Source organism: Acinetobacter chengduensis, assembly GCF_003664645.1.
GTDB lineage: Bacteria > Pseudomonadota > Gammaproteobacteria > Pseudomonadales > Moraxellaceae > Acinetobacter > Acinetobacter chengduensis.
Map to the genome: position 1 here is coordinate 79614 of NZ_RCHC01000011.1, position 22839 is coordinate 102452.

Sequence of the window (22839 nt, forward strand, 5' to 3'; positions counted from 1 at the left end):
CATGACTGAAAATAATCAATTGGATCCTAAAAAATACGGTCGACCAGACAATGAACGTGTAATTCCGTTCATGAAGATTTCAGTTCCGGCTGCAATCATTTCGATTCTGCTGACCGTTGCCAGTATTTTCTTTATTACGACTAAAGGTCTCAACCTCGGCTTAGACTTTACAGGTGGTGTATCTGCTGAACTGAACTACAGCAAGCCTGTTCAAGCCACTGATGTGACTGCTGCACTTGCTGAAGCAGGCTTCAAAGACTCTGTGGTACAGACATTAGGCTCAAACCGTGACCTTATGGTCCGTATGCCTGTACAAGAACATGCTGAAGCGGCAAATTTAACGCAAGAAATTACTGCAGCAGCTCAGTTACCTGGGAACAAAGCCGAAGTTCATAAAGTAGATGTTGTAGGTGGCCAAGTCGGTAACGAGCTTTACCTTCGTTCGGGTGGTGCTGTTGCCCTTGCATTGTTATTAATGCTGGTCTACGTGACCATCCGTTTCGAATTCAAGCTTGCAATGGGTGCTGTACTCTCGTTGTTTCACGATATTATCGTGACACTGGGTATATTTGCCCTAATGCAATGGCCATTTGACTTAACGGTATTGGCAGCAATTTTGGCGATTATTGGTTTCTCTCTCAACGATAACATCGTTGTATCAGACCGTATCCGCGAAAACTTCCGTAAGATTCGTGGTGCTGAGCCTGTTGAGATTATCAACATTGCTTTGACTGAAACTTTACGTCGTACAGTCCACACTTCAATGACATTATTACTCGTAGTTTTAGCCATGATGTTCTTGGGTGGTGATGGCCTTAAATGGTTCTCTGTTGCGATGTTTGTTGGTGTTTTTGTAGGTACATATTCATCAATCTACATTGGTACAGCCTTCGCTTTGTGGCGTGGCCTGAACCGTCAAGACTTTATCGTACAAGTTAAACCTGAATTTGATGAAGAAGAAATTCCTCACTAATTGAAGTTAACGGATTAAAAAACCCATCATCTGATGGGTTTTTTAATGTCTTGATGAAGGCAAATACATAGCTGAGGCATTCTTGTTTTAATAGCACTTAATTTCATAAAGAATTGAACAAGCTTCCCTAGCTTAGCATTATGTCAACTGATGAATGAATAAGTTCAAAGAGAGATATAACCCACACCCGAAAGCAATATGTGCCACTAAACTATTTTGAATACTCATCATTTGATTCGGCATTTTTTTAGCAAAAAAACCAAATCCAAGCGCAGGTTGTATCATGGTAAAAGATACGAATGTCGTCAAAACAGCAAAAATAAAGACACTGATAAAAGAATAATTGAATACATAAAATTTATTTAATACTAAATAGATCAGCGTCCAAATCACTCCCGTCAAATAGTGAATTCCCCAACCGCATATCGTTTCCCCTTTCTTAGATGGACTCTGAACAATGGTGTTATGACTAAATTTTCTATCTTTCCAAGATAAAAACCATCGGCCAATAAATGCATAATTCATTGGACTGATTTTAAATAATGCTCTGAGTATCCATGCAATAACATCCATAAAGGCGGTTGAAATTATGCCAATAAAAATGCTTTGAACAATAATTAACTTATCCATATATGCCATCTAGTGTGCTTAATTATTGTATAGTTTCCAACTTAAAGTTAACTTTAAGTCAAGAACTGTTATGCAAGAAATCGATATCGGTGTTTTATCTTTAAAAATGCATGTTTCAACTGCCACGATCCGATTTTATGAGTCAAAAGGTTTAATTAAATCTATAGGAAGAAAAGGCTTAAGAAGACAATATCCTGCACATACAGTCGAAATCATCTCATTGATCAAGCTATTAAAAAAAAGTGGCTTATCATTAAATGAAATCGGGGAAGTTTTTATTTATAACAGTAAAATTAATATCAATAGAAAACTGATCGATGAAAAGACGGATCAAATTGAAAAGAAAATTAATAATTTAAAACAACTACTGATCATCCTTCAGCATCTGAAATCCTGTCCTTATAAAGAACACCTATCCTGTCCTGATTTTATCAAAATGCTCAATTTAAACGATTAAAGCACCCTCAAATAAATATGATGAAAAATTCAAATTATGGTGAATTTATAGCGCTTCTAAAGAAATAAAAATTGAGCCAGTCAACATCAAGCCTAACTAGAACGCATGTAAACCAGTACTATAGGATCAATATGCAACACATCTGCACAAGCAAAATTGACAGTTTTTTGCTGGTCTAAACTTTGAAAATAGTGATCTGTCTGCGTGCTTTGCAAAAACTGTAAAAATAAACAGATATTATTGACCAGCTTTACACACACCCAGTCCTGCGTTTTTATGTCTAAGCTTCGTCGATTACACAACACCGTCCAACCTACATTCAACATCGGAGCGTAGTTAGCCTCCACAATACGAACACCATATACATCGTTTGGGTGATATGTCTGTGAATCTAGATCGATATTGTATCCCTCTGGACTCAGGATTAAATGAAAAGCCTGTTTTTCTACCCTTGCCATTTCATACATTTGAATATCATGATGACGATGATCTATATTCTCAAGCTGTTCTAATGCGGGTGGATGAGCACATAGTTGCAGTATATTTTCTGAATCTAATACGCCATCAGGCAATTGCAATTGTTGCTCAAGCAAGCGTGCTGTTTTTTGTGAAATTGGCCTGTGGCTATTTAACAGTTGAGAAACTTCAGCCACACTCAAACCATAATGCTCACAAATAGCCTTCCCTGTTTGAAACTGAGTTTGCATTAAATGTTCAAACCATTGATTTAAATTATCTCTGCGCCGATCTGAGTTATTCATAATTCGCAATATGTATTTTTATTCATGCTTAATAAATACCTTACATGAAAAAACCCGCATTGGCATGCGGGTTTTTTCATCAATTTATACGGCTGTTATATCAAGTCCGAAGCTTAATTCCCTTGAACTAGACGTCGAGCACTAATAATGCCAGGCTGTTGCTCTAGTCGTGCAAGCAGACGCGAAAGCTGTGCCAAACCTTTGACTTCAATTAACAATTTCATATTCGCAATACCATCAGACTCTGAAATGGTATTCACCTGACGAATGTTAATTTGATCTGAGAAAATCACCTGCGTTAAGTCTTTCAGCAAACCACGGCGGTCGTATGCTTCCACCACAATTTGCACGCTTTGACCACGTGTTGGTTGCATTTCCCAATCGGCTTCTACTGCACGCTCAGGCTCTTGCTGAATCATGCGCATATAGTCTGGGCAGGCAACTTTATGGATACTCACGCCACGATTGAGTGTGATATAACCCCCTATCGATTCACCATGAACAGGCTGACAGCATTGTGCTACATGTAATTCTACATTGTCTAAACCATCAATTAAAATACCATGTGCAGATAGCGTATGGCTGGCACGTGGGTTTAATGTCGGCTTCAGCACCAGTTCAGGTTCATCCTGATCCAAATGCATGTGACGGTTGACCTGATTAATGAGCGCATGCAGGCTAATATCGCCACTGACTAAGCCAATGAGAATATCTTCGCCCGTTTTAACATTGAAGTGACTGCAATAGTCATTTAAATCAATACTTTTCGGGTGAATTGCCAAACGTGCTAATTCTTTATTCAGAATCTCACGTCCAACTTCTAAATTCTTGCTTCGATCTTGCTGACGGAACCAATGACGTAACTTATCACGAGCGCGGGCGGTTTTAATGTAACCCAGCGAATTGACAATCCAATCACGGTTCGGCTCACGGTCTTTCTTGGTTAATATCTCAACCTGCTCACCTGTTTTTAAGGTGTAGGTTAAAGGAACATAACGCTGATTGACCCGTGCAGCATAACACTTGTTTCCGACCTGCGTATGTACATGATAAGCAAAGTCTAATACGGTTGCGCCACGCGGTAATTCTTTAATGTCGCCATCACGGCTAAACACATAAATTTTCTCGAAACCTTCAAAGTCTTGAATTTGTTCAAAACTTTCTTCGCCTTCTTCGTCTTTATGTGCGCTGGCATCATTACGTTCTTGATAATGTTCCAAAACTGAACGTAATGAATGTAAACGATGGTTGAATGAATGGTCGGTATTTTTCGAACCTTCTTTATAGTTAAAGTGCGAACATACACCCAATTCGGCTTCTTGATGCATGGTCTGCGTACGAATTTGCACTTCGAGTGATTTATTTTCAGCAATCACAGCGGTATGCAATGAACGGTAACCATTGGCTTTTGGGTTGGTAATATAGTCATCAAATTGATGCGGGATATGACGCCAAATTTGATGAACGATACCCAAGGTGTGATAACACTCGGGAACGCTCTTGACCAATACACGTACCGCACGAATGTCGTACAACTGATCAAAGCTCAAATTCTTACTTTTCATTTTTCGATAAATCGAATAAATGTGTTTCACTCGGCCATTAATTTCGGCCTCAATATCATGATCGAGTAATTCTTGGCGTAATTTATCGGTGACGAATTGAATATATTGCTCGCGCTCTAAACGCTTTTCATTGAGTAGCGAGGCAATTTCTTTATAGCGCTCTGGAGCCAGATAACGGAAAGCTAAATCTTCTAGCTCCCATTTCAATTGAGCAATGCCTAAGCGATGCGCCAAAGGCGAGTAAATAGTTAAAATTTCACGCGCAACACGTTCCTGACGCTCTTTTGAAGAATTCGCCAATTCACGTAAGGCATAAGTTCGTTCTGCCAACTTAATTAAAACAACTCGAACATCTTCTGTCACAGAAATCAGCATTTTATAAATGCCAGTTAAGTGCTCACGTTGATTATTATTAAAATGGTCTTCCAGACGTTTATTTTGTTCAATCAGCTCTGAAAGCTTACCCATGGCCAAAGTGCCTTTGACCAATGCAAAAACTTGCTCACCAAATTGTTCACGTACTTCATCCAGTGATATCACACCTTCACGTACGCCACGGTAAAGCATTGCTGCCGACAAGGTATCTTCGTCTACATGTAAATGCGCTAAGATATCAGCCATTTCAATACCTGTATAAAAGGTATTGGAACGATGATGAACCGTCGACTCAAGCTCTTTCTGTAGCGTCAAGTGTGCAACTTCTTCAAGCTGCGTTAAAGATTCACCATCTAGTATGCCACGCACACGATCTAGCCATTCGTCTAGATCATGTAGTGCTTGATCGGCATGTTCTACAGTCGTTTCCTGAGACAACTCATTGAGACGCCCCGGGAGCTGTTCACGTACTGTGACCATACCCTACTCCTCTTTTTTACTTTTCATTACTACTTAAATCGTCAATCTGAGTGCTTAGATCAATCTGTTCAAATAACGCGATAGACTCTACATGCCCAGTATGAGTAAACATATCCATGACACCTGCTCGGCTCAGTTGATAACCATGCTGTGCTAACACACCTGCATCACGTGCAAGTGTTGCAGGATTACACGAGACATAAACAATTCTTTTTGCACCAAATTTGGGCAGATAATGCATTACCTCTTCCGCACCTGAACGTGGAGGGTCAATCAATAATGCATCAAATCCTTGATTTGCCCAAGATTGATGCGAAAAATCTTTTGTTAAATCTTGTGAATAGAAGCTCAGCCAAGAAATTGCATTATTTTTTGCATTTTCTGTACCACGAGCGACCATATCTTCACTTCCCTCAACAGCCACCACTTTACCCTGTGCACCAACACAGCGCGCTAGCGGTAAAGAGAAATTACCCAAGCCACAGAATAAATCCAAAACACGCTCACCTGCCTTCAACTGAAGCAAATCACATGCCAGCTTCACCATTTTTGGGTTAACACTTGAATTCACTTGAGTAAAATCCAATGGACTAAAGGCAAAATTGGTATCGAATTCTTCTAATCTATAATGCAAACGCATTTCATTACTTTGACCATCCTCACGGACTAAACTTTCTGGCCCTGTTGCTTGTAAATAAAGTTGCCACTGCTTCTGTAACGTAAATTTTCGCAATTCGTTGACATCGTCATCGCATAATTTATCGGTATGTCGAATCAGTAAAGCAACGTCTGCATCTCCCATGGCCAATTCTACATGACCAATGTCCGCTTTGCCTTTTAGACTTTGGAGTAATTGTTTTAACCGTGTAATCGAACCAAATTGCTGATCTAACACCATGCATCGGTCAATAGAGGTCAATTTATTACTGGCATTTTCACGAAAACCCACAACCAATTTATCTTTGTGTGGCAAGTAACGTACGCCAATTCGCGCTTTACGCCGATAATCCTCACGACCTGAGCGTAAAGGCGCTAGCCACTCTTTTGGGCTTAATCCTGCAAAATGGCTTAAATGCGACTTTAATACATCCTGTTTTAAGCGAATTTGCTCATCTGGATGTATATGTTGCATATTACAGCCGCCACAAATCCCAAAATGCGGACACGGCGCCGGCACACGTATTTCAGACGCTCCACTGAGCAGTTCTAGGCTGTCGGCTTCTTCTAAACGCTTTGCAGTATGGGTAATAGTTGCACGTACAGTTTCACCGGGTAAAGCATAACGGATAAAGACTTTTTTACCCTGCTTTTCAATTGGATGCTCAGGATGTGAACCATAATGAGCAATGCCACGCCCCTCATGTGACAGCGACTCAACTTGAAAAATATAACTTTGCGCTGGTGCTTTTGGGGACTTGGCTTTGTGTTTCATGTGGACCTAATGTGTGGAAGATGGGAAATCAAATTGGGTAAAATCGGTTTGCTTCGAGTTTTCTCGCCAAACCGCTAAAAATTCAGCTTGCTGGGGCTGGGTGGCTAAATACTGAATGGTGGATTGCACTAAATGTTGATGATCGGACGCTAAAATTTGCCCTTTCAACAATTGCCAGCGCAAGTAAATCAGCCATGTATTTAGTACATCGCCTTCGCAATAGCTAGTGAGTTGTTGCCATTGCTCGGTACGGACATATTCAGGCACATGATATGCCCCATCACCGCGCTTACCAGGAAAACCTAATAGATGTGCAATGTCATCAAGCTTCTGAAAATGACGACCATTAAACATGGCCATCACATCCATTAAATCGACATGACGGTGGTGATAGCGATTTTGGTAGTTATTATAACGCTTTTGTGAATCAATCTCGCCCTGATCAAACAAACTTGGTGCAGATAAACCGTGGTACATCGCACGGAATAAAATCACAGGCACATCAAATTGCGAGCCGTTCCAACTCACCAGAGTCGGTTGGCGTTTATCAAATATTGATAAAAAACGCTTTAAAATTTCAGCCTCACTGTAGTTTTCACGGCTAAATGAAAACAGTTTCATACCGTTTTCATCTAACCAAAAACCTGAAATACAGACAATTTCATGCAAAGCTAAACGTTGAAAATCTGTACCACTTTCTTGGCGTCTTAACTTTGCTAAAGCCGCGTCTAAATCGGCTTCGGGTAAATCGAGTCCGTATAAATGCGCGCCTGATTTTAAATCAGTCAAAGTTTCGATATCGAAAGTTAAAATAGGTAAACGCATAAAGACTCTTAAACCCCGAAATTATTCTGCATCAACTACAGAGAATAAACCTGTAGACAAGTAGCGGTCGCCACGGTCACAGATAATGCAAACAATAACTGCATCTGGATTTTCTTCAGCTAATTTCACTGAAGCCCATACCGCACCACCTGAAGATGTACCCGCGCTAATACCTTCTTCACGAGCCATTTTACGTGCTGTTTTTTCTGCTTCAATTTGTGGAATATCCATAATACGGTCAACACGACTCGCATCAAAAATAGTCGGCAAGTATTCTTTCGGCCAGCGACGAATGCCTGCGATATTTGAACCTTCGGAAGGCTGTAAGCCAACAATTTGAATATCAGGATTTTGTTCTTTGAGGTATTTTGAAATCCCCATAATGGTTCCTGTGGTACCCATCGCGCTCACAAAGTGCGTAATTTTCCCGCCTGTTTGCTCCCAGATTTCGGGGCCAGTCGTCAGATAATGCGCTTCTGAGTTATCAGGATTACCAAATTGGTTCAGCACAAGGCCAATCCCATCTGCTTGCATTTGAGCCGCCATATCACGTGCTTCTTCCATGCTGGCAGATTCAATTAGCTCTGCGCCGTAGGCACGCATGGCATCTTTACGTTCTTGGCTTGAGTTCGCTGGCATAATCAGCTTCATCTTATAACCACGCATGGCAGCAACCATTGCCAATGCAATACCTGTATTTCCGCTTGTCGCTTCAATTAACGTATCACCCGGCTTAATCTGTCCGCGCTTTTCGGCTTGCATAATCATGTTATATGCTGGACGGTCTTTGACTGAACCTGCTGGGTTATTGCCTTCTAACTTGGCCAATACAGTTGCTTGAGTGTGACATGCCAGACGCTGTAAACGCACCAACGGAGTCTTTCCGACATAGTGGTCTAACAAAAAATCGTCTGCTTGAAAATCAGGGGTTATATTACTCATTATTTGTACCTTTATCGAGGTGCGCTTATTGTATGAAAAAATGACTGCGCCTGCACCCATTTACGGGGCTTTTTCGTGAAAGTGATTAAAGCGCAATCAGTTTCAAATAAAGCGTGCTAATATGCAGTGCATAAGGAATAAACTGCTTGAATCATGTCAAATATCAACAAAAAGCTTTTTAAACGCCTACACTTAAATCATGCCTATGGACAGCTGATTGCTTTAATTTTTGTGCCAATTACCATTTTGGCCTGTGTAGGCGCAACCTTGGTAATCACCGAAACTTCCAATGCCGCTAAAGCGCAACAACGCCAAATGGCGATTGCAATTTTGACGCGTTTTCAACCTGCATCTGAAGGTGCACTTAATCTGTTGGCACAATACCCATGGCAATTTGATCAAGCACGAAATGCCATGCAAAATATGTTTAGTGAAAAGCACTTGATTCGTGCTGCAATTCTAGACAGCCAAGAAAAAAATAGAATTAGTTTTGGCTTCCAAGATGATGCGCCTTGGCCAGCGCTTGCAAGCAGTAAAAAATCAGAGTTCATTGGGCCTATTCGTTTAAATCACAGTAATGTGTATGCCACACAAATTCATGATGAAATGAATACGCCGTACTGGCTGGTGATTGAGCTCGACAACCAACCATTAGAAATTGCGCACTATCGCGTGCTTATGGTGTTGGTTGCAACAGGCTTACTCACACTACTTTTATTGTTGTTATGCCTTAATTTTTATTCGCGTCGCTGGATTGCGCCGATGTATGAAATTCGCATGCAGTTACAACGCCTAAATGCTGACACCTTAGATCAGCACATGATTATTAACAGTACAGGTGAGCTTCGTCTTTTACAGCGTGACATAGCCAATGTGGTGAATCGTCTGCATTTTAGTTTTTTAGAATTACGCGAACATACAGAACAAACCGAAGATGATTTACGCCGTACGCTCGACACTTTAGAAGTACAAAATATCACGTACCGTCAAGCGCGCGACCAAGCGATTCATGCCAATCAGTCTAAATCGGTATTTTTAGCCAATATTTCACATGAACTTAGAACCCCTTTAAATAGTATTGATGGCTTTATTCATTTGTTACTGCGCCAAGGTAATTTGAGCAATGAGCAAAATTTATATTTACAAACCATTCGCAAATCTTCGGCGCATTTATTGGCACTGATTAACGATGTGTTGGATTTTTCTAAAATTGATGCCGGAAAGCTCGAACTCGAAATGGCACCGTTTGATTTAGAAGAAGCCGTTTTTGATGTCATGGACATGCTTTCGCCCTTAGCGGCACAAAAGCATATTGATATGACTTTTTACTATGCCGATAACGTGCCCGTGCATGTAATTGGTGATGCGCTACGCTTTAAGCAGATTTTGACCAACTTAATTTCCAATGCCATCAAATTCACCCCTGATGGTGAAATTATTGTCCGTGTTCGCATGGAGCATGACGACATTGGTCAATGCTTACTTCACTTTAGCGTTCAAGACAGTGGCATTGGCTTAAGTGGCACAGACCGTAAAAAACTCTTTGAATCTTTCTCACAAGGCGATGCATCAGTCACGCGTCAATTTGGTGGTACAGGTCTGGGGCTGGCAATTTCTAAGCAATTGGTTAGCCTCATGCATGGTCAAATTGGCTTTGAAGACAACCAAGAACGCGCCCCTACAGAAAAAGGTTCAACTTTTTGGTTTACCGCAACCTTTAGCGTGAATGAAGATGAAGAAGTCATCCATCCACAATTTGAACACTTAACAGTGGTGTCGTATTTAGCTCATCCTGCCACTGCCAATGTACTTCGCCATTATCTGGAAGATTATGCAGTCCAGCATGTGGAGGCACAGTCGATTTTAGATTTGTTTAGCCGTCTGAATCAGTTTGAACATGCTGAAAATACATGGCTGATTTTAGATCATAGTGGCGATACAGAAGCTATGCTGAAAGAAATCCGCTCACGTTACCATGGCAATTTGGCTATTTATGGCTATCAAATGCTCCTCGACCCAAGCATGTTGAATGAATATCGTGCTCGTCCATTGCATCAACCGTTGAGCCGTAGTGCATTGGCACATCTGTTGGGTAATGAGCCATTGTTTGAACATGACGCTATGGACAACTTTGATGGGCAAGGCTTACACATTTTGGCGGTCGATGATCATCTACCCAACCTCATTGTGTTAGAAGCTTTATTATCAGAACTTAACGTCACCACCACCAAAGCACTCAGTGGTCAAGAAGCCTTAGACATTATTCAATCTCGCCATGCTCAAGGGCTCAAAGATTTTGATTTGGTATTCATGGACATTCAGATGCCCGTCATGTCTGGGATTGATACCACACGTGCCCTGCGCTCATTAGAATCGACCAAAGAAGAGCAAAAGCGCCTGCCAATTATTGCGCTTACAGCACATGCGCTTTCAGATGAAAAGCAAAAACTTCTGCAAAGTGGTATGGATGATTACGTAACCAAACCGATCCAGATGGAACAGATTATTCAAATCTTAACGCATTGGACCTCAGAAAACTTTAAAAAGCCTGTTGCCGTAGAACGGGCAAGCGTGATTGATTCACTCGACAGTAACATTTTAGATTGGCAACAATGCTTAATGTTGGCTGCCAACAAAGAAGACTTGGCTGTCGATTTGCTTAAAATGTTGACTGACAGTTTCGAAACAGAGGTGAATGAAATTGAACAGCTGATTGAATTTGAGGACTTCCCGCAACTCGAACATGTGTTACATCGTTTATATGGAGCTACCCGCTATGTGGGCACACCAAGTTTGCAAAATATAACAGGGAGTTTTGAACAGTTCGTTTCTACCTTACGCAAAGAACGCCGTAAAGCCGATGATGCATTTATTCAAGAAGTGCATAAGCGGTTAGATGAAATGAAAGCCATTATTGCGCAAGTTGATTTGGCAGCACGGCACATTTTAAGTCAGCACAATAATTAAATTTAGGGTGACTGAGCTGTCATGCATGCAGGATAAGCTCATGCTATGCTCATCGCAAAGAAACAAGAAGAGTGTACAACATGGCTTTGGTCAAATTTGAAAATAACAACGGTATAGCAACCGTTAGCCTTAATCGCCCAGACAAGCGCAATGCCATGAGCTTCGCCCTGCTCAAGGAGCTGGTGAATACTGCTAATCGTATAAAAAAAGATCGCTCTATTCGTTGTGTCATTTTAACGGGCGAAGCACAGGTGTTTAGTGCAGGCATTGACTTAAGTGATTTAAACAACCCCAAAAACACCGCCTATGCAGCATGGGAGCTAATTCGTCCTGGTCAAAGCCTCTTTCAAAAAGCATTTTTGATTTGGCAAGAATTGCCTGTACCTGTCATTGCGGCAATTGAAGGCTATTGCTTTGGTGCAGGCATGCAACTTGCACTTGCCGCCGATATTCGTATTGCACATCCTGATACTCAAATGTCCATCATGGAAAGTCGTTGGGGCTTAGTTCCAGATATGGGTTTAAGCCGTTCACTTAAAGGTATTATTGGCTTAGATTTGGCAAAAGAATTAACCCTCACTGCCCGTATTTTTGATGCAAACTATGCCAAAAATATTGGTTTGGTGACGCATCTGAACGCAACCCCTCTTCAACATGCACAAACCCTAGCCGAAGAAATGCTTGGACGCTCACCTGATGCCTTAACCGCAGCTAAACGTGTACTGGATGCAATGCAGCATCAACCAAATAAATCTTTACGTTTAGAAAAAATTTGGCAGTTAAAATTATTGCTCGGCAAAAATAGCAAACTGGCACGTAAAAAAGACAAGAACCCTGAAGTTCAATTTTTACCGCGCCAATTCCGCTAAGCTTAAAACAGTATGATCATCTAATGGAACACGCATGAACTTCGACCTTCAAACTAAAATTGCATTTTTGGGTATGGGACTAATGGGAAGCCGTATGGCGACTCGTCTCGTGCAAGCTGGTTTTGAGGTTGCAGTTTGGAACCGTAGTCCGAGTGCTTGTGATGCCGTGATTGAACACGGTGCAACGGCTCTCGATTTGAGCCAACTTCGCCAATATCCTGTGATTTTAACGTGTTTGGCCGATGATCATGCTGTGCAGAATGTCTTTAGCTTAATTCAACCACACTTAAGCCAAGGACAAATTATTGCAGATTTTTCTAGCCTGTCTGTAGCATGTACACAGCAACTTGCTCAAGAGGCACAACAACACGGCGTCACTTGGATTGACTGCCCTGTCTCTGGTGGAACCGTAGGTGCTGAACTGGGTACTTTGGTCATTTTTGCTGGTGGTGATGCTCGTAGCATTCAACGCCTAGAACTCATTTATAATGTGTTATCACAACGTATCACTCGTATGGGCGAAACGGGCACTGGCCAAGCCACCAAGATTTGTAACCAACTGATTGTGGCAGCCAATAGCACACTCATTGCAGAAGCTGTGGCGCTTGCACAGCATGCTGGTGTAGACACCACTCTTCTTGCACCAGCTTTAGCAGGTGGTTTTGCTGACTCCAAGCCTTTTCAAATTCTTACACCTCGTATGGCCAGCCAAAGCTTTGAACCCGTACAATGGAAAGTGCAAACGTTATCGAAAGACTTAAACAATGCAGTAAAGCTGGCAGCTTCATATCAATTACATATACCAGTTGCCACACAAGCACTTGATCAATTACAACAACATCAAGCCAATGGCTATGCCGAAGCAGACTTGTCTACCGTATGTTTACAGGTCAAATCTAATTAACTGTGTCATGTCATTATTTTTCGCTTAATTTCAGAGGGTGCCAACCATGATTAAATTGGCCGTTAATCTGTCCATGATTTTTACTGAAGTGCCATTGCTTGAACGCTTTGCACTGGCACGTGCGCATGGCTTCGATCATATTGAAATCCAATTTCCATACGAGTTGAGCATTGAGCAAATTCAAACGCAACTGACCGTATACGACTTAAAGCTATGTTTAATTAATGCACCTGCAGGCGACTTAATGACAGGTGGCAATGGCCTTGCGGGAGTTCCAGGCCAAGAAATTGAATTTCATCACGGGCTAGAAAAAGCCATCCGCTATGCCAAAGCCTTACAAGTACCTAGCATTAATATACTCGCTGGCAAACAACCCTTAGATGCAGATCTATTACCCTGCTTAAAAACCTTAGCCACCAATTTAAAATTGGCATGCCACATGTGTACAGATCATGGTATTCAGCCTGTATTTGAAATGATTAATGGGACAGATATGCCTCGCTTCTTGATACAAAATATTGCACAAGCACAAGAAATGTTAGAAGCAGTACGCCACCCTGCTTTAAAAATGCAATTTGACTGCTATCACATGGCCATGATGGGTGAAAATTTACCGGAAAGCTTGCAAGAAAATATTGAGTCGATTGGTCATATTCAATTTGCAGACAACCCTGGTCGCCATGAACCAGATACAGGCAATATTGACTATGCAACCCTTTTTGATTGGCTCAAGTGCAGTGAATATAATGGATTCAGTGCAGCCGAATATCGCCCACAAAATTTGTCACAAAATTCTTTTGCGTGGAAAGACAAATACTTCTCATCAATAAACTGAGTAGATCACGGTGTTGATTTGAAATTCAACACCAAAACCGCTATATTAGATAATGAATAATTGTCTGGAAACCATAACCCCCATGAATTTAGAACCATCGCCCGGCGCTTCAAACTTTCAAGAACTTTCACTAAGTTCAAAAAAAGACGTACAAGCTTGCTTAGAAGTGGTACGTGAAGCTCTCGAAGATGTAAAAGCGAAAGAAATCGTCGAAATTGATGTTAGCGCAATCAGTAACGTTGCAGATGCAATCGTGATTGCATGCGGTACGTCAACACGTCATCTTAAGTCCCTTGCAAACAACGTTGCTGAAGAAGCACGTAAAGCTGGCTTCCGCCCGATTGGCGTTGAAGGCGAGCATGATGCAGAGTGGATCTTAATTGACCTCGGCTTTGTCGTTGTTCATGTTATGCTACCTACAGCACGCAAATTCTATGATTTAGAAAGCTTATGGCGCACAGCACCTGATTCTGTGGCATAAAATCTTATCAATAAAAAAGCGGTCTATAGACCGCTTTTTTATTGCCTGAAATATTTACCAATCGCGCTGTTCTAAACTCGTCAAAGCCCGCAACATTTGACGCATAATATGGCGACGGCAATGCTTTAAATCATCTGTTTCACAAACATCATTTAAAAAGTGATTCAATGCATATACGGGTTGATCGCTGTAACGTTGTTCCCAAAGACTCAAAGCATCTTCTAAAGCCGCACTGCTGATATAAGGCTCTAAACTACTCGCAATTGCAGATCTGCGGTTTTCAATATTTAATCGTTCTGTACTCATAGCGTCCCTCTGCTCAAATCAATCAACATGCCTTTCACTACGGTTATAAACTGCTTATTGATGATCGTTTTGCAAGAAAAATGCCAACAATATAAAACACAGCAATCATCAGGCTTTGCCTACATCACTCCCCTCACTTGCCTACAAAAATTGTCACCTTACGACCAGTTTTAGAGAATAATTTCTCAATCTGTAGCATTTTTTGCGCAGTACAGCATGGCCATTTTTTTCATTTTTCATAAAAAAACCGCCCGAAGGCGGTTTCTCATCAGAGGCTTGAGTCTTAGTGACCGCCGCCGTTGATTGCTTTTGTCATATCTTCTACAACTTTCTTCGCATCACCAAAGATCATCATCGTCTTGTCGTTATAGAACAAGTCGTTGTCTAGGCCTGCATAACCTGTCGCCATAGAACGTTTGATCACCATGATCGTACGTGCTTTATGTGCTTCAAGAATTGGCATACCATAAATTGGCGATGTTGGATCATCTTTCGCTGCAGGGTTTACAACGTCATTCGCACCAATCACCAGTACAACGTCTGTTGCTGGGAAGTCTGAGTTGATTTCATCCATCTCTAAGATGTCTTCATAAGCAACGTCTGCTTCAGCTAAAAGTACGTTCATGTGACCCGGCATACGACCCGCCACTGGGTGAATCGCAAAACGAACAGTTACACCTTGTTCTTTTAAGATTTCACACAACTCTTTCACTGCGTTTTGTGCACGGCCTTGTGCCATACCATAACCAGGTACAATCACAACGCTGTCTGCATTTGACATTAAGAAGCCAGCATCGTCTGCAGAACCTGAACGGTAGTTACGTTGAACTTGCTCACCTTTGTCTGCAGATGCAACTGCAGCACCACCCATTGCACCACCAAACAAAACGTTGATGATTGAACGGTTCATGGCTTTACACATAATGTAAGACAGAATCGCACCAGATGAACCTACCAGTGAACCCGCAACAATCAGCATGTTGTTTTCAAGTGTGAAACCAATACCTGCTGCAGCCCAACCCGAGAAAGAGTTCAATAGCGATACCACAACTGGCATATCGCCACCACCCACTGGTGCAATCCACACCCAACCAAATGCAAGTGCAAGTGCAGTCATTGCCCAGAATGCATTCATGTTACCAGTCGTGAAGAAGTAAACACCGCATGCCAACATTGCAATAAACAACAATGCTTGCACAGGTTTGACCCAACCACCTGAAATGGTTTTTGCCCACTTTTTAGCTGCCAATTTACCGTAAGCAAATACAGATGCAGTAAAGGTAATCGCACCCACAAAACAGCCCACAAACAATTCAAATAAATGAACACTGCTCATGTGCGCATGTTGTACGCCTGCTGCTGTTAAAGCTGCTTCATTTTGGGCAAATAGTGCAGTTAACTGGTTATTATGTAAAATTGCTGCAATCGCAATGAGTACTGCTGCTAAACCCACCAATGAGTGCATTAAAGCTACAGTTTCTGGCATTTGCGTCATAGGTACCGTACGTGCACGAGCAATACCCACGACCGCGCCAAGCACCATTGCACCGCCAATCATCCAAACAACAGGATGATCTGCAACAAAGAATGTAGTGATTACAGCGATCGCCATAGCGATCATACCGTAGCGGTTACCCGCAATCGCAGTTTTCGGACCCGAAAGACCACGTAAAGTTAAGATAAAAAGGACTGCACCAACAAGGTAGAACCAATCCGCATATTCTTTAATGAATTCCATGGATTAGCCCTCTTTTTTCTTTTGTTTTGGCTTAAACATTTCGAGCATGCGCGCTGTTACAGCGAAGCCACCAAAAATGTTAATACTTGCCAAAAATACTGCTATTGCACCCAATACGCTCACTACGTTCACGCTTTGGAATTGTACGCTTGCTTCTAATACACCCGGAATACCCACGGTTTGTAGCATTGCACCTACAATAATAATTGAAGACAACGCATTAGTTACCGCCATTAAAGGCGTGTGTAAAGCTGGCGTTACACCCCAAACCACGTAGTAACCTACGAAGATAGCGAGGACAAAAATCGTAATCGTTTCAACCATGACAAGTCTCCTTAGCCGCGCTTCAACAGCACTTGACCGCTGTGAGTGACCAATAGGGCTTTTTGAATTTCTTCTTCTGGGTTAATTGCGAAGTTTTTCTCAGCATCAAATAATGTGTCTAAGAAATTCAAAACGTTGCGTGCATACAGTGCCGAAGCTTCAGTCGAAACTGTAGAAGGAATATTTGGAATGCCTAAGATTTTTACACCGTTAGCAGTCATCACATTTTCACCGCACACAGAACCTTCAACGTTACCGCCAGTTTCAACCGCCATATCTAAGATGATTGAACCTGGTTTCATTTTGGCAACAGTTTCTGCTTTGATTAAACGTGGTGCATCACGGCCTGGTAATAAGGCTGTGGTAATCACAATGTCAGCATTCGATACCGCTTTATCGACAATAATCGCTTGATCACGGATGTATTCTTCACCCGGCATCCAGCCATAACCATTTTTAGCTGCATCTGCTGCTTTTTGCTGTTCTTCTGGCGACATTGGTACGTCTAACCATTTACCGCCCAGTGATTCCACTTGATCACGCGCAGTTGGACGTAAGTCGGTTGCTTCTACAACTGCACCTAAGCGTTTTGCTGTTGCAATCGCTTGCAAGCCCGCAACACCCACACCCATAATCACTACACGTGCAGGTTTAACTGTACCTGCAGCTGTCATCAGCATTGGGAACATACGTTGATATTCAGCAGCAGCTAACAATACAGATTTATAACCTGACAAGTTGGCTTGAGATGAAAGCACGTCCATGTTTTGCGCACGAGATAAAGTACGTGGCAATAGTTCCAACGCAAATGCAGACACTTGCTGGGTAGCAAATTGGTCCAACTCCGAATTACGGTATGGGTCAAACATTGCAATGACTGCGGTATTTGGCGCAAGCTTTTGAATTTCGTCACCCTTCGGCGCACGTACTTTCAAAATAATTTGACTGCCAGTATAGGCATCATCTGTAATTTTGGCACCAACCTGTTCATAGGCACTATCGATGTAAGCAGCGTTTACACCTGCTCCACGTTCAATAACGACATTATGACCAGCGCTGATCAACTTCTTTACTGTCTCTGGCGTCGCAGCGACGCGATGTTCACCGACGACAGTTTCGGCTGGAATTCCGATCTGCATGAGCGTTCCTCAAGCTAATTTTTCTTAAGTAAACATCGTAAAAACGATGCTTCCCCTCAGGATGTTCTTTTGTTGAATTTTTGGATTCTAATGGAACTTTTTTAAATTACCACCCAATATTTAGTTAATAAATACCCATATTTTGAACTGATGATTCATAAAAAATATGATGCGATAAAGTAGTTATTCATTTTTATTTTTAATGGTATGAATATTATTTATACGAAAAATTGCTGTTTTTAAGTTTTATTAAGCCGATTTAAATCTAAACTTATTGCTTATTGGTCTAAATGACAAAAAAAAGCCTCGTTGATTTTTATATTTTAACTCCTCAAAGCCTTTAAGTACCTTATATAGCAACCCATTTAAAAGTTTCAAAAACAGCAGTTGACCCTAATGACAAATTTTATAATTTTTAAACTGGAATAAATTAACTAGTATTTTAAAGACTTGAGTCAATGCAACTCAGCTTAAGTTCTATTACGGAATTAGCCTGATCAGCACAGTTTATCCTTAAATTGTACCTTTTATGGCATTCGCCTTAAGTCTATACCTATCAATTTTTGCTAAAAAAATAATTTCTACGACATTTTGCACCATGATGAACCCAAACCAATCTACTCAATCCGAGTCTTTTATGCACTATATTTGTGCATTATTAAAAACTCTATGTATTTCAATGCTCAATCTCTTATTTTTAGGGCTATCGCATTAAATTTGAAACTTCACGCGATTCATCCACTCAGATTTTTTGTACCACAACTATGCTAATTTCAAATTAAACATTCCATTTAGGTATGGCGCCCATTCATTTTTTGCATTTAATTTTTCTAGGCTGGCTTCTTATACTAGCCTCATATTCTCTACTCTCGGCCATTGCAACCCTATGCCTAAGCTCAGTCTATCTCCTCGCCAAATAGGAGCGCTTTGTGCGATTTGTGCGGCCTTCTTATTTAGCACCAAAGCCATATTTATTAAGCAAGCCTATGCTCTATCCCCTTTAGTAGATGCCACCGTGTTAATGGCTCTACGTATGGGCAGTGCTTTGCCTTTTTTTCTCCTTATGTTGTGGTTCACCCGTCGCTCTTATGCGCATATCACTGGCCGTGATTGGGGGCTGCTGATTCTTGCAGGCTTACTAGGCTACTATTTTTCAAGCTGGTTAGATTTTATGGGCCTGATGTATATCAGTGCTTCGCTAGAACGTATTATTTTGTTTTTATATCCAACGCTTACGGTCTTGGCATCCAGTGTTATTTATAAGCAAAAACTCAGTATCAAAACTTACCTTGCCATCTTGTTAAGTTACGGCGGGACTGTGCTAGTAATGTTACAAGAACAGTCTAATTCACCGCATGATGGTAATTTCTGGATTGGTGCAAGTTTTGTTTTTGCCAGTGCCGTAGCCTTTGCATCGTATTTACTACTCACCCCCAAAATGATTAGCAAGTTTGGCTCATGGCATTTTAATGCTTTGGCTTTAAGCATCGCTTGCCTAGGCACGCTCACGCATTATTTTTTGTCTGTGCCCGCACCTATTCAACTGATTCAAAACCTCCCTATGGCTGTATGGGGTTATGGCATTGCGATTGGACTATTTGTGACAGTACTGCCCACTGTGCTGATGATGCAAAGTATTGTACGACTCGGCCCTGGCCACTCCGCCATGATTGCATCCATTGGCCCAATTTTAACAATTTTACTGGCAGTGGCTTTTTTAGATGAACATCTCAATACAATCCAATGGCTGGGCTGTTTGTTAAATATTGTGGGTGTACTGATGATCAGTTTATCCAAAAAATAATATCAATTTTCCAGCCATCACTGGGTAATCATTCAAGCTATATTCATGGGCTCATCATCAGCTATAGAAGCTGTAAAATGATCTAAATGCATTAATACCTGCTGAAAATGTGCGCCTGCGGACTGCTGAGACAGTTGGTCATCTGGATTACGTAAGGGACATTGTTGCAAGGACAAACAGCCACAACCAATACATGAGCCCAGTTGCTGGCGTAATTGTAATAAATACGTAATCTGGGCATCTAATTGCTGTTGCCATTGTTGTGACATCTTCTGCCAATCTGCTTTAGATGCTACTTGATGCTTTGGTAAAACCTCAAAAGCTTCATACACTTGCTGTAGACTAATACCCACTTGCTGGGCAATTTTAATAATCGCAATACGGCGGAGCATCGCACGTTGATAACGCCGTTGATTACCTATGGTTCTGGTACTCCAAATCAGATTTTTTTCTTCATAAAAACGTACCGTTGGCACACTCACACCACTACGTTCGGCAAGCTGACCAATACTGAGCCATTGTTGTATAGATTCTTGCATATTTGCGCTTGACCTCAAGTTAACTTGAGCTTTGATACTAGCAAGACTTTAACTTTCAAGGAATTGATAATGCAAAAAAATCCGTGCTCTATCATTCATCTGATGAACCCAAATACGCTGTATAATCCTACTCCGTTTGCATATAGCCACGTTGCACAAATTCATGTGCATCAGCTAAGTCGAATTGTGCATATTGCTGGCCAAGGGGGCGAACAACATGACCAAACATTGTCAGCTGACTTTGCATCACAACTCACTCAAGTGATGAAGAATGTACAATTGGCTTTACAGGCAGCAGATGCAACGCTGTACGATATTGCTATGTTACGGATCTTAGTGTGCCAATATGATCAACACACACATCAATTGATTATTCAGCACTTAAAAGCGCTATGGCAAGAACATGCATTGCCAGCCTGTACACTGATTCCCGTCCCCTGTTTGGCACTCCCCGACATGCAAATAGAAATTGAAGCCACGGCTTATTGCGCATAAATAAAAGTAAGGAAACCTATGAACCCGAATATTGATATTAGCCAAAATAAAACCTTACTTTGGCTTATGGCAATTGCATGTGGTCTCTGTGCAGGTGCGAATTATTATTGTCAGCCTTTAATTGCTTCCATTCAACAGAGCTTTCAAGTCCCTCAGTCGCAAGTAGCCCTCACGGTAACTTTTGCCCAAGTGTCCTATGCTTTGGGTTTACTGTTTATTGTTCCTTTGGGGGATATTGTCAATAAAAGCAAATTTATTCCGCTTTTAATGTTTGGCGCAGCTATTGGTCTGAGTATTTGTGCGCTTTCAAATAATTTAACTATGCTTTGGATTGGTACGATCATTACAGGTTTATTTTCTGTGGCCGCACAAGTGCTTATTCCATTAGTTACACTTGCTGTACGCCCTGAAAAAGTAGGACAAACGGTCGGCTTTTTGATGAGTGGCTTATTGGTGGGTATTTTACTTTCGACCAGTATGGCAGGGCTGTTATCTAATTTATGGCATTGGAATGTCATCTATATCGTCAGTGCTGTGCTCATGCTGATTCTCGCGGTGCTACTCAAACGCCAATTACCTGTGGTCAATACCAGTACCTTAGGTTATACGCAAATTTTTGCATCTATGGCACAGCTACTCCGTCAAGAGCGTCGTTTAGTGTTCCGCGCCTTAATTGGTGGCTGTGCGTTTGCATCAATGAGTATTTTATTTTCAACCATTGCCATGTTACTGACAGCACCGCCCTTTTCACTTCCTGATGTCTGGGTCGGCATATTAACCTTGGTTGGGGTATTTGGTGCACTGTCAACTCAATGGATTGGGAAGTGGGCAGATCGAGGCCATAATTTAGTACTGACTTGGGCGGGTTGCTGTATTTTGGCATTCAGCTGGGGACTGCTCTATTTGGGTGGTCAATCTCTTATCAGCTATGCTTTAGGCTATGCGATCATTAACCTCGGTTTAGCCATGGTGCATAGTTGCAACCAAAATGTAATTTTTAAACTTAACCCCAATGCCCGTTCACGCATCAACTCGATTTATATGACTTCGTACTTTATTGGGGGTGCAGCTGGCTCCGCTTTGGGCGTGTATGCATGGCACCATGGTGGCTGGCCTGCAGCCTGCCTAACAGGATTTATTTTGGTCTGCGGTGCATCGCTTATGGCATTGTTGGATCAAATTTGGCAAAACAAACGCCTCAAGGCGAACTAAGTTCAATTTCAATCAAACCAAAGCATGCTTTTTTAGCGTCTGCTTTGGTTATTTAGGCCTATAACTGTTGGAGTGTATTAACTCACTTGCACCACTGGATAAAACGGTTTTCCCAAATCTAGACTGGGCGCATTTTCCAACAACACCAAAATAAACACGGGCAATAACGCATCTAAAATACGGCAAGCATCTTTTAATTGTGGACGATTTACAGAACTATTATAAGTGGCGCCACCATGTACGATTTGATTACGTAAGGTATATAAGCGGTTAAACAGTACCATTAAAATATCCACAGAGTCTTTTTGCCCTAAGGCATGTAATACTTTTTGTTTTTCCTCTAATAAACCTGTTTTACACGCGTCTAAGCTAATTTTTTGATTCTGATAGTCCCAAAAACCTTGGTAGATATATTGATTATCAAGGAGTAAACGGATGGGCTGACTGTATTTTTCCCATAAAATATTATAGATCTTATCTTCTTGGTCTTTTTGACAAATTAAATGCAAAAACTGTCTTAAACTTTGTTTGTCCTGACTTATCAGCAAATCTTGTGCATAAATAGCATTGAACGATACCCAAAGAGCAATGAATTGTAAGTCCAGCTCTTGGTCGAGTTGTTTGGCTTTTTTCAGCCAACTCAGTCCACGATGTATCCTTAAATTAAATTGGTCGCTATTTTCCGCTTTTTTGTCCTTAAAAATTTCTTCTAACATCATCATCAAATCTCCCCCCTATAAATTGTTTATTATTCTTCTTTTGCAAATTAAACAATTTATGTACAGA

22 protein-coding genes are annotated in these 22839 nt (G+C 41.4%); 10 read left to right on the forward strand and 12 right to left on the reverse strand.

Annotated features, from left to right (window positions below; translation table 11 throughout):
* The first annotated feature begins 1 nt into the window (after position 1).
* The gene (gene secF / locus D9K81_RS11120) at positions 2 to 973 is read left to right on the forward strand and encodes a protein translocase subunit SecF (protein ID WP_120375381.1); all 972 of its coding nucleotides are present in this window, start codon (positions 2 to 4) and stop codon (positions 971 to 973) included.
* Between the two features lie 138 nt (positions 974 to 1111).
* Here secF and D9K81_RS11125 read toward each other — a convergent pair whose 3' ends face one another.
* Positions 1112 to 1603 (reverse strand): DUF2938 family protein, encoded by a 492-nt coding sequence (locus D9K81_RS11125; RefSeq protein WP_171406918.1) that lies wholly within the window; start codon positions 1601 to 1603, stop codon positions 1112 to 1114.
* 70 nt (positions 1604 to 1673) lie between these two features.
* Between D9K81_RS11125 and D9K81_RS11130 the strand changes: the two genes are divergently transcribed.
* Positions 1674 to 2060 carry a MerR family transcriptional regulator gene (locus D9K81_RS11130; protein ID WP_120375383.1) on the forward strand — a complete coding sequence of 129 codons (387 nt, stop codon included), beginning with the start codon at positions 1674 to 1676 and terminating at the stop codon, positions 2058 to 2060.
* Between the two features lie 92 nt (positions 2061 to 2152).
* Here the strand turns inward: D9K81_RS11130 and D9K81_RS11135 are convergent, their stop codons facing one another.
* The 5 genes from D9K81_RS11135 to cysM all read right to left on the reverse strand — a co-directional run bounded on the left by D9K81_RS11135 (position 2153) and on the right by cysM (position 8440).
* Positions 2153 to 2821, reverse strand: a complete 669-nt coding sequence (locus D9K81_RS11135) for a hypothetical protein (protein ID WP_120375384.1) — start codon at positions 2819 to 2821, stop codon at positions 2153 to 2155.
* A 113-nt stretch (positions 2822 to 2934) separates the two neighbouring features.
* Positions 2935 to 5241: a RelA/SpoT family protein gene (locus D9K81_RS11140; RefSeq protein WP_120364009.1), complete on the reverse strand. Its 2307-nt coding sequence runs from the start codon at positions 5239 to 5241 to the stop codon at positions 2935 to 2937.
* Positions 5242 to 5257: 16 nt separating this feature from the next.
* On the reverse strand, positions 5258 to 6673 hold the full coding sequence (gene rlmD, locus D9K81_RS11145; RefSeq protein ID WP_120375385.1) for a 23S rRNA (uracil(1939)-C(5))-methyltransferase RlmD: 1416 nt from the start codon (positions 6671 to 6673) through the stop codon (positions 5258 to 5260).
* Between the two features lie 6 nt (positions 6674 to 6679).
* The gene (locus tag D9K81_RS11150) at positions 6680 to 7498 is read right to left on the reverse strand and encodes a 3'-5' exonuclease (protein WP_106984615.1); all 819 of its coding nucleotides are present in this window, start codon (positions 7496 to 7498) and stop codon (positions 6680 to 6682) included.
* 21 nt (positions 7499 to 7519) lie between these two features.
* Positions 7520 to 8440, reverse strand: a complete 921-nt coding sequence (gene cysM, locus D9K81_RS11155) for a cysteine synthase CysM (protein WP_120375408.1) — start codon at positions 8438 to 8440, stop codon at positions 7520 to 7522.
* 153 nt (positions 8441 to 8593) lie between these two features.
* Here cysM and D9K81_RS11160 point away from each other — a divergent pair, with 153 nt between their 5' ends.
* The 5 genes from D9K81_RS11160 to rsfS all read left to right on the forward strand — a co-directional run bounded on the left by D9K81_RS11160 (position 8594) and on the right by rsfS (position 14496).
* Entirely contained in the window at positions 8594 to 11407 is a 2814-nt protein-coding gene (locus D9K81_RS11160; protein WP_120375386.1) for a GacS-like sensor histidine kinase, read from the forward strand.
* A gap of 80 nt (positions 11408 to 11487) precedes the next feature.
* On the forward strand, positions 11488 to 12276 hold the full coding sequence (locus D9K81_RS11165) for a crotonase/enoyl-CoA hydratase family protein (protein ID WP_120375387.1): 789 nt from the start codon (positions 11488 to 11490) through the stop codon (positions 12274 to 12276).
* Positions 12277 to 12310: 34 nt separating this feature from the next.
* Positions 12311 to 13180: an NAD(P)-dependent oxidoreductase gene (locus D9K81_RS11170; protein WP_120375388.1), complete on the forward strand. Its 870-nt coding sequence runs from the start codon at positions 12311 to 12313 to the stop codon at positions 13178 to 13180.
* A gap of 46 nt (positions 13181 to 13226) precedes the next feature.
* A complete protein-coding gene (locus tag D9K81_RS11175; RefSeq protein ID WP_120375389.1) occupies positions 13227 to 14015 on the forward strand; it encodes a hydroxypyruvate isomerase family protein in 789 nt (262 codons plus the stop codon).
* 82 nt (positions 14016 to 14097) lie between these two features.
* Complete coding sequence (gene rsfS / locus D9K81_RS11180) at positions 14098 to 14496, forward strand: ribosome silencing factor (RefSeq protein WP_120375390.1); 399 nt, start codon at positions 14098 to 14100, stop codon at positions 14494 to 14496.
* Positions 14497 to 14550: 54 nt separating this feature from the next.
* On the opposite strand, the gene D9K81_RS11185 is transcribed toward rsfS, so the two are convergent.
* From D9K81_RS11185 to D9K81_RS11200, 4 genes are all read right to left on the reverse strand, one after another.
* The gene (locus D9K81_RS11185) at positions 14551 to 14802 is read right to left on the reverse strand and encodes a hypothetical protein (protein WP_120375391.1); all 252 of its coding nucleotides are present in this window, start codon (positions 14800 to 14802) and stop codon (positions 14551 to 14553) included.
* A 283-nt stretch (positions 14803 to 15085) separates the two neighbouring features.
* Complete coding sequence (locus tag D9K81_RS11190; RefSeq protein WP_120375392.1) at positions 15086 to 16540, reverse strand: NAD(P)(+) transhydrogenase (Re/Si-specific) subunit beta; 1455 nt, start codon at positions 16538 to 16540, stop codon at positions 15086 to 15088.
* A gap of 3 nt (positions 16541 to 16543) precedes the next feature.
* Positions 16544 to 16864, reverse strand: coding sequence for a proton-translocating transhydrogenase family protein (locus tag D9K81_RS11195; protein ID WP_120375393.1), 321 nt, complete (start codon positions 16862 to 16864; stop codon positions 16544 to 16546).
* A gap of 11 nt (positions 16865 to 16875) precedes the next feature.
* Positions 16876 to 18003 carry a Re/Si-specific NAD(P)(+) transhydrogenase subunit alpha gene (locus D9K81_RS11200; RefSeq protein ID WP_120375394.1) on the reverse strand — a complete coding sequence of 376 codons (1128 nt, stop codon included), beginning with the start codon at positions 18001 to 18003 and terminating at the stop codon, positions 16876 to 16878.
* An 886-nt stretch (positions 18004 to 18889) separates the two neighbouring features.
* On the opposite strand from D9K81_RS11200, the gene D9K81_RS11205 reads away from it, so the two are divergent.
* Entirely contained in the window at positions 18890 to 19807 is a 918-nt protein-coding gene (locus tag D9K81_RS11205) for a DMT family transporter (RefSeq protein WP_120375395.1), read from the forward strand.
* A 32-nt stretch (positions 19808 to 19839) separates the two neighbouring features.
* Here D9K81_RS11205 and soxR read toward each other — a convergent pair whose 3' ends face one another.
* The gene (gene soxR, locus D9K81_RS11210; RefSeq protein WP_120375396.1) at positions 19840 to 20346 is read right to left on the reverse strand and encodes a redox-sensitive transcriptional activator SoxR; all 507 of its coding nucleotides are present in this window, start codon (positions 20344 to 20346) and stop codon (positions 19840 to 19842) included.
* A 69-nt stretch (positions 20347 to 20415) separates the two neighbouring features.
* On the opposite strand from soxR, the gene D9K81_RS11215 reads away from it, so the two are divergent.
* Complete coding sequence (locus D9K81_RS11215; protein ID WP_120375397.1) at positions 20416 to 20841, forward strand: RidA family protein; 426 nt, start codon at positions 20416 to 20418, stop codon at positions 20839 to 20841.
* A gap of 18 nt (positions 20842 to 20859) precedes the next feature.
* Positions 20860 to 22053, forward strand: coding sequence for an MFS transporter (locus tag D9K81_RS11220; protein WP_120375398.1), 1194 nt, complete (start codon positions 20860 to 20862; stop codon positions 22051 to 22053).
* Positions 22054 to 22130: 77 nt separating this feature from the next.
* On the opposite strand, the gene D9K81_RS11225 is transcribed toward D9K81_RS11220, so the two are convergent.
* Positions 22131 to 22775 (reverse strand): HEPN domain-containing protein, encoded by a 645-nt coding sequence (locus D9K81_RS11225; RefSeq protein ID WP_120375399.1) that lies wholly within the window; start codon positions 22773 to 22775, stop codon positions 22131 to 22133.
* Positions 22776 to 22839: the final 64 nt, after the last annotated feature.

Coding starts and splice junctions, on each gene's coding strand:
- secF (WP_120375381.1), top strand. CDS start 2: ATGACTGAAAATAATCAATTGGATCCTAAAAAATACGGTCGACCAGAC.
- D9K81_RS11125 (WP_171406918.1), bottom strand. CDS start 1,603: ATGGATAAGTTAATTATTGTTCAAAGCATTTTTATTGGCATAATTTCA.
- D9K81_RS11130 (WP_120375383.1), top strand. CDS start 1,674: ATGCAAGAAATCGATATCGGTGTTTTATCTTTAAAAATGCATGTTTCA.
- D9K81_RS11135 (WP_120375384.1), bottom strand. CDS start 2,821: ATGAATAACTCAGATCGGCGCAGAGATAATTTAAATCAATGGTTTGAA.
- D9K81_RS11140 (WP_120364009.1), bottom strand. CDS start 5,241: ATGGTCACAGTACGTGAACAGCTCCCGGGGCGTCTCAATGAGTTGTCT.
- rlmD (WP_120375385.1), bottom strand. CDS start 6,673: ATGAAACACAAAGCCAAGTCCCCAAAAGCACCAGCGCAAAGTTATATT.
- D9K81_RS11150 (WP_106984615.1), bottom strand. CDS start 7,498: ATGCGTTTACCTATTTTAACTTTCGATATCGAAACTTTGACTGATTTA.
- cysM (WP_120375408.1), bottom strand. CDS start 8,440: ATGAGTAATATAACCCCTGATTTTCAAGCAGACGATTTTTTGTTAGAC.
- D9K81_RS11160 (WP_120375386.1), top strand. CDS start 8,594: ATGTCAAATATCAACAAAAAGCTTTTTAAACGCCTACACTTAAATCAT.
- D9K81_RS11165 (WP_120375387.1), top strand. CDS start 11,488: ATGGCTTTGGTCAAATTTGAAAATAACAACGGTATAGCAACCGTTAGC.
- D9K81_RS11170 (WP_120375388.1), top strand. CDS start 12,311: ATGAACTTCGACCTTCAAACTAAAATTGCATTTTTGGGTATGGGACTA.
- D9K81_RS11175 (WP_120375389.1), top strand. CDS start 13,227: ATGATTAAATTGGCCGTTAATCTGTCCATGATTTTTACTGAAGTGCCA.
- rsfS (WP_120375390.1), top strand. CDS start 14,098: ATGAATTTAGAACCATCGCCCGGCGCTTCAAACTTTCAAGAACTTTCA.
- D9K81_RS11185 (WP_120375391.1), bottom strand. CDS start 14,802: ATGAGTACAGAACGATTAAATATTGAAAACCGCAGATCTGCAATTGCG.
- D9K81_RS11190 (WP_120375392.1), bottom strand. CDS start 16,540: ATGGAATTCATTAAAGAATATGCGGATTGGTTCTACCTTGTTGGTGCA.
- D9K81_RS11195 (WP_120375393.1), bottom strand. CDS start 16,864: ATGGTTGAAACGATTACGATTTTTGTCCTCGCTATCTTCGTAGGTTAC.
- D9K81_RS11200 (WP_120375394.1), bottom strand. CDS start 18,003: ATGCAGATCGGAATTCCAGCCGAAACTGTCGTCGGTGAACATCGCGTC.
- D9K81_RS11205 (WP_120375395.1), top strand. CDS start 18,890: ATGCCTAAGCTCAGTCTATCTCCTCGCCAAATAGGAGCGCTTTGTGCG.
- soxR (WP_120375396.1), bottom strand. CDS start 20,346: ATGCAAGAATCTATACAACAATGGCTCAGTATTGGTCAGCTTGCCGAA.
- D9K81_RS11215 (WP_120375397.1), top strand. CDS start 20,416: ATGCAAAAAAATCCGTGCTCTATCATTCATCTGATGAACCCAAATACG.
- D9K81_RS11220 (WP_120375398.1), top strand. CDS start 20,860: ATGAACCCGAATATTGATATTAGCCAAAATAAAACCTTACTTTGGCTT.
- D9K81_RS11225 (WP_120375399.1), bottom strand. CDS start 22,775: ATGATGATGTTAGAAGAAATTTTTAAGGACAAAAAAGCGGAAAATAGC.